Annotated in this window: 8 protein-coding genes and 1 tRNA gene; 2 read left to right on the plus strand and 7 right to left on the minus strand. The window is 64.5% G+C overall.

Features of this window, described 5'->3' with window-relative positions; all coding sequences use genetic code 11:
- The 4 genes from AC062T_RS10715 to AC062T_RS10730 form a co-directional block, all read right to left on the minus strand.
- The coding region (locus tag AC062T_RS10715) for a helix-turn-helix transcriptional regulator (RefSeq protein ID WP_476029894.1) at positions 1-775 on the minus strand (775 nt) is incomplete at its 3' end.
- A gap of 3 nt (positions 776-778) precedes the next feature.
- Positions 779-1,711 (minus strand): FKBP-type peptidyl-prolyl cis-trans isomerase, encoded by a 933-nt coding sequence (locus AC062T_RS10720; RefSeq protein ID WP_476029896.1) that lies wholly within the window; start codon positions 1,709-1,711, stop codon positions 779-781.
- A gap of 35 nt (positions 1,712-1,746) precedes the next feature.
- The gene (locus AC062T_RS10725; protein WP_476029897.1) at positions 1,747-2,772 is read right to left on the minus strand and encodes a tRNA (adenine-N1)-methyltransferase; all 1,026 of its coding nucleotides are present in this window, start codon (positions 2,770-2,772) and stop codon (positions 1,747-1,749) included.
- Positions 2,769-3,449 (minus strand): HAD family hydrolase, encoded by a 681-nt coding sequence (locus AC062T_RS10730; RefSeq protein ID WP_476029899.1) that lies wholly within the window; start codon positions 3,447-3,449, stop codon positions 2,769-2,771. Before AC062T_RS10730 ends, AC062T_RS10725 begins: the two co-directional genes overlap by 4 nt.
- 93 nt (positions 3,450-3,542) lie before the next feature.
- On the opposite strand from AC062T_RS10730, the gene AC062T_RS10735 reads away from it, so the two are divergent.
- Positions 3,543-4,415, plus strand: coding sequence for a PAC2 family protein (locus tag AC062T_RS10735; RefSeq protein ID WP_108516303.1), 873 nt, complete (start codon positions 3,543-3,545; stop codon positions 4,413-4,415).
- Here AC062T_RS10735 and mshC read toward each other — a convergent pair.
- Genes mshC through AC062T_RS10750 form a run of 3 tightly spaced genes read right to left on the minus strand, consistent with a single transcriptional unit; the run spans position 4,412 to position 7,852 of the window.
- A complete protein-coding gene (mshC, locus tag AC062T_RS10740) occupies positions 4,412-5,644 on the minus strand; it encodes a cysteine--1-D-myo-inosityl 2-amino-2-deoxy-alpha-D-glucopyranoside ligase (RefSeq protein WP_476029901.1) in 1,233 nt (410 codons plus the stop codon). The two genes, AC062T_RS10735 and mshC, sit on opposite strands and share 4 nt — an antisense overlap.
- A gap of 9 nt (positions 5,645-5,653) precedes the next feature.
- Positions 5,654-6,490: an undecaprenyl-diphosphate phosphatase gene (locus tag AC062T_RS10745; protein WP_476029903.1), complete on the minus strand. Its 837-nt coding sequence runs from the start codon at positions 6,488-6,490 to the stop codon at positions 5,654-5,656.
- A 60-nt stretch (positions 6,491-6,550) separates the two neighbouring features.
- Entirely contained in the window at positions 6,551-7,852 is a 1,302-nt protein-coding gene (locus AC062T_RS10750) for a M20/M25/M40 family metallo-hydrolase (RefSeq protein WP_476029905.1), read from the minus strand.
- Positions 7,853-7,965: 113 nt separating this feature from the next.
- Here AC062T_RS10750 and AC062T_RS10755 point away from each other — a divergent pair.
- Positions 7,966-8,050, plus strand: a tRNA-Leu gene (locus AC062T_RS10755).
- Positions 8,051-8,295: the final 245 nt, after the last annotated feature.

Below are 8,295 nucleotides of genomic sequence, written 5' to 3' on the forward strand. Positions count from 1 at the left end.
CCACGCGCACGTGGGCGACATGGGAGTTCCACACCTCGTTGACGCCGGCGAGTCCGAGGGCAGCCTGATCGCCTGCGGGAGGAACGAACGGCTTGGAGAGGATGGCAACCTTGCTGACAATGCGTCGCAAGAGGTAGGTGCGGGTGTCGTTGGTGCCGGGCACCCGAGCGAACAGGTGCCAGCGGCCCTCGTGCTGAAAGAGGGCGAGCGGTTCGACCGTGCGTTCGGATGCCGTGGCCTGGCCAGGCTTGAGATAGGAGAACGTCACGGCCACGCTCTTTTGCAGCGCGATCGACAGCGGCTCGAAGGCGGCATCCCTCACCCTGACCCTGGGGGCGTAGCCCACGACGGGTTCCGTCGGCGAAAGACCGAGAGAGCGCAGCTTGAGGAGTGCCCGGGCCGATTCGGCCGACATGGATCCCTCCCGCCATACGACGGCGGCGAGATTGAGCAGCGTGGTCTCTTCTGGCGAGAAGGTCACATCGGTGGGGAACTCATATTCGCCGCGCGGAATGCGATAGCGCAGGTTCTGATTGTTGCCCGGCTCCCCCGCGGCCTCCACCGTCTCAAGCGGCACGCCGAGCTCGCGGATCTCGTCTTTGTCACGCTCGAACTGTCGCTCGAGTGTGGCGTTATCGCCGCCCGCGACGAAGCGCTGCGCGTATCCCTGCACGGTCGAAAGAATCTCGTGCTTTGTGAGCCCAGAATCCGTGGCTAGCAGAGCCAGAACGAGGCTGAAGAGCCTCTCCTCTGCAGGGATGCGCGCAGTTGCCATCGACTACCCGGCGATTCCGAGAATGTCGACGACGAAGACGAGCGTTGAGCCGGCCGGGATGGAGGCGCTTGCCTGGTCTCCGTAGCCGAGAGTCGGCGGGATGACGAGCAGCACCTGCGAGCCGACCTTCTGACCAACGAGTCCGTCAATGAAGCCCTCGATGACGGTGCCGTCACTCAGCTCAAAGATGGCGGCCTGATTGCGGTCCCAGCTGCTGTCGAACTGTTCGTTGTCGGCCCAGGTGAATCCGGAGTAGTTGAGAACGACCTTGTCGCCCTCTTCTACCGTTTCGCCGTCGCCCTCTTTGAGAACCGAGACGACCAGATCATCCGGAGCTTCCGTAGGCGGAATCGTGACTCCGGGGCGGCCGTCGGGTGCGAGGACCACGGTCGGGTCGCCATTCTTGCCCGGCTTGGTCGTGCCGTCTGCCTTGGGCAAGAACGCGTCGAGCACGTCGACGATAAAGATGAGGGAGTCGTCTGCGCCGACGCCGGCATCGGGAATCGCCTGCCCGCCGTGAGTCTCCTCCGCCGTTCCCACGACAACGAGACGTGACCCGACGGACGCGCACTCGAGGGCCTCGGTGGCGGGAGGCAGAGCCTCTGAGCCTGTCGTGAGGATGACGCCACCCTCGTATCCGGTGGAATCCACGATCTCGCCGGTCGCGCCGCTGACGATGGAGATCTCCACCAGAGCAGGCTGGCCGTCGACAAGCTTCGGCCCTTCGCCGTCGATGACCGTCGACACCTCGGTCGACTTGGCGATGACCGGGGTCGGGGTGTCGATCGTGGGCTCAGACCCGAGCTTGCCCGTCACCTTGATTACCGACGACGCGTCTCCCGAGGGGAAAACTCCGCACTCGGTTGAAGCCGACGTGCACGCGGCCAGGGTAGGCACCACAAGGGCGACGGCAATGAGCGCGGAAATCTTGCGCACGGATCCTCTTTTCATAACGGCGGATTGCGACGATTCTAGTTGTCGGTTGGTGAGGATGCGTCGGCGTCGACCTCTGCGCGCGTTGCCTCCTCGGCGGCTACGGCGTGTGTGGCGGCGCTGCGAGCAACTCGCACGGTCTTGCGGAGCTTCTTATCCGTTCCGCTGCGCTCGCCCAGGGCCCCGGGGGTCCACAGCTCAACGTCCTCGTCGCTGAACTCCGTCTTCGACGCTCGGCGCTTGAGCTGAGGCAGAATCGTGCCGGGAGCGAGCCTGCGGGCGGTCAGCAGGAATCCGGTGTGGGCGACCATCCTGTGGTCAGGGCGCACGGCGAGCCCCTCGACGTGCCATCCGCGCACCATTGTCTCGGAGGACTGCGGGTCAGTGAAGTTGCCGGTTGCGCGGATAGCCTCGGCCACGCGGGAAAGTTGGGTGACCGTGGCGATGTAGCAGACGATAACGCCGCCGGGACGGAGCGCCGTGGCGCACGCGTCGAGGCACTCCCATGGTGCAAGCATGTCGAGAATGATGCGGTCGACGGATGCTTCTTCTGTCGTCTGCGGAAGGGCCTCGGTGAGGTCCCCGACCGTGACCGACCAGTTCTCGGGCCGCTGGCCAAAGAAGCTCGTGACGTTGGCCTGGGCGATGTCGGAGAACTCCTCGCGACGTTCGAACGACTTGAGGGTTCCGCTCTCCCCGATCGCTCGCAGTAGCCAGAGGCTCAGCGCGCCGGAGCCGACACCGGCCTCCACAACGGTTGCGCCGGGAAAGACGTCGCCGAGTGCCAGAATCTGGGCAGCATCCTTGGGATAGATGATCGCGGCGCCCCGCGGCATCGACATGACGTAGTCATTGAGCAGCGGACGAAGAGCCAGATATTCGTCGCCCTGCGAGTTGGTGATCACCGAGCCATCGGGAAGGCCGACGATAGCGTCGTGATCGATCGTGCCGCGGTGGGAGTGAAACACCTTGCCCGGCTCAAGAATGATCGTGTGCAGGCGAGCCTTGGGCCCCGTGAGCTGCACCTTGTCGCCGACGCGGAATGGACCGCTGAATCCGGTCATAGATTGACTTCTTTCGTTCGCGACGTGGCGAGCACAGCGGCAAGATCACCGGTGCTTCGCCCGTCAAGTGTGGGCCACAGCGTGTATTCGGTGCTGTGGGGCAGGTCTACGTGGGCGGGAATGCCGATCGTGGCCATGCCGGCCGCGACGGCGGACGCGATGCCCGTGGGTGAATCCTCCAGCGCCACGCATTCCGTGGGGTCGACCCCGAGAAGTGACGCGGCGTGCAGATACGGCTCAGGATGCGGCTTGCCGTGGGTTACTGAGTCGCCGGAGATCACCGCATCGAAGGCGGGGAAGCCGATCGAGTCGGCCACCAGCTCCGCCATTTCGCGGTACGACATCGTGACCAGTGCGGTCGGCACGCCACGCTCACGCAGGTCGAGGAGCAGTTCCCGCGCGCCGGGACGCCAGGGCACGGCCTGCCGAATCTGGTCAGAAACGCGTGAGCTCAGACGTTCGATGATGACCTCGGAGGGCAGGTCAACGCCTCGGCCCTGGAACACCTGGGCCGAATGGAGCAGGGCGGCACCGACGAGCTGCACCGCGTCTTCGGGGCCCCACGAGATGGAATATTCATCGGCCAGCTCTCGCTCGGCACGCATCCAATAGGGCTCGGTATCGACGATGGTGCCGTCCATGTCCCAAAAAACGCCAGAGGGGAGAATGTCGGTCACACCTTCGAGTCTACGGGGCCGAGAGCGCACGCCCTGCCGGGGGTTCTATCCTTGATGGCAGGCGATCGGATGTGATCGCGAAGGAAGTAGGGAATCGTGGCTGACAAGATCCTTGGCGGGCGGCTACTCGTCGTCGCGTTCGAGGGCTGGAACGACGCGGGAGACGCCGCCAGCAATGCCGTCGTCGCGCTGCGCGAATCGCTCGCCGTGCGACCCATCGCTGCCGTTGACCCCGAAGACTACTTCGACTACCAGTTCAACCGCCCCTCGGTAAAGATCGACGACGATGGCAGCCGCTCGATTGTGTGGCCCGGCGCGACCGTCTTCGGCCCAGAGGACGAGGGTGATATCTACCTGCTTCTCGGCACGGAGCCGTCACGCAACTGGAAGATCTTCGCCTCCGAGATCGTGGAGACCATAGAAGACCGGTCGATCGAGGGCGTTATTTTTCTCGGATCGATGCTGGCCGATGTGCCGCACACCCGCCCCATCTCGATCTTCATCACGAGTGAGAACGAACGACTGCGCAAGGACTTTGAGCTCGAGCGCAGCACCTATGAAGGCCCCGTCGGCATTCTCAGTGTGCTCGCCGAGGCATGCGAGAAGGCGGATGTTCCCACTCTCTCGGTGTGGGCATCCGTTCCCCACTATGTGCACAGTGTGCCGTCGCCCAAGGCGACCCTTGCGCTGCTCGACAAGCTCCAAGCATTGATCGGCGTAACCGTGCCGCGCGACGAGCTTGAGGTGCAGGCGACCGCATGGGAAGAGAACATCGACACGCTCGCCGGTGAGGACGAGGAGATGGCCAGCTATATCGCGCAGCTCGAGCAGGCGCGCGACACCGTCGACTCCCCCGAGGCGAGCGGTGAGGCCATCGCTCAGGAGTTTGAAAAGTACCTGCGGCACCGCGGAGACGGCCGCGATGGCCGTGCCGACGGCCGGGATGGCCGCGGCGGTCGCGGCTAGAGCCGAATACCCAGCAGCGCGTCGATTGCCGCCACAGCCACCGATGTAGCCGCAACACCCGACGCGATGCGTGCATCCACAGCAGCGACAGCGGCCGGTGTATCGAGATCGTGCTGCAGCACAGAACGAAGGGTGTCGAGCAGCGCGTCATCTGCCGATGCCGTAGCCCCGGCAGCCCACTGCAGCCACGTTTCTAGTCGCTGCCGTGACTGCGCGAGATGGGCATCCGTCCACTCCCAGTCGGTGCGGTAGTGCTGGGCGAGAAGGGCCAGCCGGATGGCGCGAGGGTCGACGCCGGATTCCACAAGGCGTGACACCAGCACCAGGTTGCCGAGCGACTTGCTCATCTTCTCGCCCTGGTAGGCGACCATTCCCGCGTGCGAATAGATCTCGGCCAGCGCATGCCCCGTGAGGGCAGAAATGTGACCGGCGCTGAACTCGTGGTGCGGAAACACGAGGTCGGAACCGCCGCCGTTGACCGTGATCGTGTGGTCGTTGTGGTCGAGGGCGATGACGGCGCATTCGATGTGCCATCCGGGTCGACCGCGGCCCACCACGGTGTCCCACGCCGGCTCGCCCAAGCGCTCTGCCCGCCAGAGCAGCGGGTCGAGCGGGTCACGCTTGCCTGGCCGTTGGGGGTCTCCCCCGCGCTCCGCCGAAAGGGCGAGCATCGTCTCGCGGTCGAGGTTGCTTTCGCTGCCGAGCTTCCAGGGGCCCTGGGCCTCCGCGGCAATGCTGTCGAAGTAGATGTCGTCGTCTGCGTCGTCGCTGGGGACTCTGTATGCCGTGCCGCGCTCGAGAAGGGTGGCCACAGCATCCGCAACATCATCGATGACTTCGGTGACGCCCACGTAGTACTGCGGCGGGATGATCGCCAGCAGTTGCATGTCGCTGCGGAACAGATCGATCTGCGACTCGGCCAGCTCGCGCCAGTCGACACCGGTGGCCGCCGCACGCTCCAGCAGCGGGTCGTCCACATCGGTGATGTTCTGCACGTACCGAACATCTTTGCCGGCATCGAGCCAGAGTCGCACGAGGCTGTCATACGCAAGGTAGGTGGCCGCATGGCCCATGTGGGTCGCGTCGTACGGCGTGATGCCGCATACGTAGAGCGACGCGTGAGGGGTGGCGCAGGCTCGCTTGAGCGAGGCTGTTGCCGTGTCGTAGAGCTCGGGCACGGGGCCGGTACCGGGCAGGGCGGGGACGGCGGGATGGCTCCAGGACTTCACCCCTCAAGCCTAGAGCGGGTCGAGCACCCCCACCGACAACAGCACGAGCAGAGTGCCACCCAGAAGGAGGCGGTAGATCACGAACGGCAGGAACGAGTGCTTCGAGATGTAGTTCATGAGGAACGCGATCACGGCGAGGCCAACACCAAAGGCGACGACGGTCGCAACAGCGGTCTCGGCATAGCCGTAGTAGCCCGCAGGCTCGCCCAGGCTGTGCTGCAGCTCATAGAGCCCGCTGCCAAAGACGGCGGGAATCGCCAGCAGAAACGCGAACCGGGCCGCCGCTGGCCGGGTGTAACCGAGGGCCAGCCCGGCGGTCGTTGTGGCGCCGGAGCGGGAGACACCGGGGATCAGCGCGAGCATCTGCGCGAGCCCAATGAGCACGCCATTGCGGTAGGTCATCTCGCTCATCTCGCGGGTGCGCTTGCCGAGCAGGTCGGCCAGGCCGAGCAGGATGCCGAAGACGATCAGCACAATAGCGACGACCCACAGTGAGCGAAAGACCGAGCGGATGTATTCCTGCGCAAAGAAGCCGACCAAGACGATGGGAATGGTGCCGATGATGATCAGCCAGCCGAGGCGAACATCCGGGTCATTCTTGGGGATGCCCTCTGAGGAGCGGAAGTGCCGGAACCACCGGCCGATGATGCGGGTGATGTCCTTCCAGAAGAAGATGACCACGGCAGCCTCGGTGCCGAGCTGCGTGATCGCCGTGAAGGTGGCGCCGGGGTCGGTTGCCGAGGGCAGAACCTCGCCGACGATGCGCAGGTGCGCGCTGGACGAAATCGGCAGAAACTCGGTTAGACCCTGGATAAGGCCCAGGATGATCGCCTCGATAAAACTCACGGGTCTCCTCAGTAGGTGGTGGCGCGGTCGGGAACGCTGAGAGCAGGCGGCCGGGCCGAATCAGTATTCCAGCAACAGGTCGCGGAGAACCTGCCTGCCGAACACGAGCGCGTCGAGTGGCACGCGCTCGTCGACGCCGTGGAACATTCCGGGAAAGTCGAGATCGGCAGGCAGCTTGAGCGGCGCGAACCCATAACCGCGAATGCCCAGCTTGCTGAGCGCCTTGTTGTCGGTGCCCGCCGCGAGAAAGTACGGCAAAACGGGGGCTCCGGGGTCGTGCCGTTCGAGCGTTGCCTTGACGGCGTCGACGAGGGCTCCGTCGAACGTGGTCTCCGTGCCGATATCGCGAAACATCGTGACGACCTCGATATCGGGGCCGACCGCATCCTGAATCGCCGCCATCACGGCATCCTCTTCGCCGGGGAACGCCCTAACGTCGATGGGCGCCTCTGCGGTGTCGGGGATAACGTTGTGCTTGTAGCCCGCTGTGAGCACGGTGGGGTTGGCGGTCGTGCGCAGCGACGCCTGGATCCAACTGGATGCGGTGCCCGTCGACAGCGCAAGTTCTTCGGGACCAACGCGCTGAGGGTCGGTGCCCAGAATGCGCGCGATCTCCCCGAGAAGCTGCTCGGTTGTGTCGGTGAGGCGCACGGGCCATTCGAGCCGCCCGACGGCGGCAACCGCCTCGGCCAGGCGCGTCACCGCATTGTTTGTGATGATGCGGGAGCCGTGGGCTGCGGGGCCGCGGGCGACGAGCTTGGCCCAAATGAGGGCCTTCTCCCCCGTTTGCAGCAGGTAAGCCCGCTGGTCGCCGACCGTGATTGAGTAGCCGCCAACCTCACTTATTGCCTCGGTCGCGCCGGCGAACAGCTCAGGATGCTCGCGCACCAAATAGCCGGAGCCCAAGACTCCCCCGGCCTCCTCGTCGGCGAAGAAGGCAACAACGAGGTCGCGCGCTGGCCGCCTGCCCGAGCCGAGGATGTCGCCGAGGGCCGTGAGGATCATGGCATCCATGTTCTTCATGTCGACCGCGCCTCGGCCCCAGATCATGCCGTCCTTGATCACGCCAGCGAATGGGTCGACGCTCCAGTTCTCGGGAATCGCCGGAACCACATCGAGGTGCCCGTGGACGACAAGTGCCTCGTCGTGGCTCTCGCCTTCGACGCGGGCAACCACGCTCACCCTGCCGGGCTCGCTTTCGAACAACTGAGGGGTCAAGCCCAGGGCCGAGAGTTTCGCGGCAACGTATTCGGCCGCGTCAGCCTCGCCATTTGAGCGACCCTCTCCATAGTTGCTGGTGTCAAAACGGATCAGATCGCGGGTGATCAGGGCCGTCTCGTCGAGGTGTGCATCCGAGGTCATCACTCAACGGTACTAGCCGCACGAGCGCGACTCGCCCGGGCGGCGGCGAGTGGACAAATGAGCCTCTCCAGTCGTGCTAAAGTTTTACCTCGTTGCCACAAGCAACACATCCAGTCCGGATGGCGGAAATGGTAGACGCGCTAGCTTGAGGTGCTAGTGCCCGTATAGGGCGTGGGGGTTCAAGTCCCCCTTCGGACACAGAGAGTGCTTCGGACAATCTACGCAGATTGTTCAGAGAATTGGGCCGGTACGCAGAGAAATCTGGGTGCTGGCCCTTTTTCATGCCCATTGGGCGCTAGGCACACCATAGAACGAGCGGTGCCGGCGAATGCGGCTTGTATTTCACACTGAGTTCTTCTGAGATCAACGCGTCACAAATATCCTGAATCGCCGCTTGGATGTGGGAGCGCTCGCGCAAAAGCTCAGTCATCGTGTCGCCAACT

The sequence above is a fragment of the Homoserinimonas sp. genome (assembly GCF_056262345.1).

What these genes read in the sequence shown, in the direction of transcription:
- AC062T_RS10750 (WP_476029905.1), bottom strand. Translation starts at nt 7,852, where the DNA reads ATGACCTCGGATGCACACCTCGACGAGACGGCCCTGATCACCCGCGAT.
- AC062T_RS10725 (WP_476029897.1), bottom strand. Translation starts at nt 2,772, where the DNA reads ATGACCGGATTCAGCGGTCCATTCCGCGTCGGCGACAAGGTGCAGCTC.